This window comes from Spirillospora sp. NPDC049652 (assembly GCF_040675125.1).
Classification (GTDB): domain Bacteria; phylum Actinomycetota; class Actinomycetes; order Streptosporangiales; family Streptosporangiaceae; genus Spirillospora.
Genome location: NZ_JBFAOF010001396.1, coordinates 1 through 1,435, shown reverse-complemented (window position 1 = coordinate 1,435; position 1,435 = coordinate 1). Strand labels below are relative to the sequence as shown.

The window sequence follows — 1,435 nt, the reverse complement described above, 5'->3', positions numbered from 1 at the left end:
CGCTGCTGCGCGACGCCCGCCTCACCCCCGCCCCGGTCGCCGACGCCGGTCCGGTGGCCGTCCCGCCGCAGGGCAGGGTCCTGCCGAACGCGGCGTTCCCCGAGTCCGACCCGTACCTGCTGGCGCTGCTCGCCGCGTGGCGGGAGGGACCGGGCGAGGCCGAACCGGTCGCGGCGTTCCTCCGCCGGGCCAGGCGGCGCGGACGGTTCGGGGAGCGGCACCCGGTGCTGCTCGCCGTCGATCGCGCCGAGAACTGGTTCACCGGCCGCGCGCCGTCCGCACGCCCGGCGGGGCTGACCGAGCTCCTCGCGGCCGTGGCCGCCGATCCGGGCGTCCGCCTGATGCTGTCGGTCCGGGACGAGCGGGCCGACGACCTGCTCGGCGTCATCGCCCGCCACGGCCTGCCGGCCACGGAGATGCGGCTCGGGCCGCTCGACCGGAGCGCCGCGCTGGACGCGGTCGTGGAGCCCGCGCGGCAGGCCGGCCGGACCTTCGAGAACGGCGTGGCCGAACGCCTCGTCGACGACCTGAGCGTCGCCCACGAGGAGGCCGCCGTCGAACCGGTCCTGCTCCAAGCGGCGTGCCGGACGCTCTGGGACCGGCTCGACGGCGCCGGCGACACCGACGACACCGTCCCCGGATGGCTGGTCCCGGCGCTGGAGGACATCCTCACCGACCTCTGCGCCACCGTCGTCGGCGACGTCGCCACCGGCCTGGACGCCGCGGCGCGTTCCGTGAACGCCACCTCGGAGGACGAGTGGCTGGCCCTCAAGAAGTGGGAGCGCACGCCGGAGGACGTCGCCCGGCGCGCGGCCGAGGTGCCGCCGCATCCCAAGGCGGCCGCCGCGCCCGTGGAGGAGCACGCCAGGCGCCGCTCCGCTCCCTCCGCGGCCGCTCTGCACCTGCTCCGGGAAGCGCATCTGGTGAAGAGCGTCCGCGTCGGCCGGGACGAGACGGACGTCCTCCGGCATCCCGATCTCGCCCCCGCGCTGAGCCGCCTGGGAGACCGGCCGAGGCGCGGCCGGTACCGTCCGGATCCGCACCGTCGGCTGCGCGCGGCCGAGACCGCGCTGGCCGCCGGGCAGACGCTGCTCGCCCGGGGCCTCGCCGGAGCGGCGGCGGGCCATCCCGACACCGACGCCGGGTTCCAGGCGGACGTCCAGACCGTCCTCGGGAACATCGCCTACCTGCACGGACGCTTCGACGAGGCGGCCCGCTGCCACCAGCGCGCGGGCGAACTGCTCCAGACGGTCGAGGACAGCGCGGCCGTCGTCCTGCAACTGGCCGCGGAGGGCTGGGCCCGGTTCGCCGCCGGCGACGCCGACCGCGGCGTGGCCCTGATGCTCAGCGGTTCCGACCTGGCGCCCGCCCACGCCTGCAACCACCAGGGGGAAGGCCCCGGGCCACCGCCAGCGCGGCCGCGCGAAGGCCCCCC

Annotated in this window: 1 protein-coding gene; it reads left to right on the top strand. The window is 77.6% G+C overall.

Annotated elements, in window-relative coordinates; all coding sequences use genetic code 11:
- Window positions 1-1,435: nSTAND1 domain-containing NTPase (locus AB0J52_RS40525; RefSeq protein ID WP_500188525.1), on the top strand; the 1,435-nt coding region annotated here is incomplete at both ends.